Consider the following 208-nt stretch of genomic DNA (forward strand, 5'->3'; position numbering starts at 1 on the left):
AGCTTCAACAAGCAACTCAGTAAGTGAATCTGCATCTAAGCAAGCATCAGAATCAGCTTCAGCAAGCAACTCAGCAAGTGAATCTGCCTCTAAGCAAACTTCAGAATCAGCTTCAACAAGCAACTCAGCAAGTGAATCTGCATCTAAGCAAGCTTCAGAATCGGCTTCAACAAGCAACTCAGTAAGCGAGTCAGCTTCTAAACAGACA

Annotated in this window: 1 pseudogene; it reads right to left on the reverse strand. The window is 43.3% G+C overall.

The window, feature by feature from the left end:
• Positions 1 to 208: pseudogene (locus ADI58_RS06625) on the reverse strand (hypothetical protein); the annotation flags it as partial.

This window comes from Streptococcus mitis, assembly GCF_001074635.1.
In the GTDB taxonomy this organism is placed as follows: Bacteria; Bacillota; Bacilli; order Lactobacillales; family Streptococcaceae; genus Streptococcus; species Streptococcus mitis_E.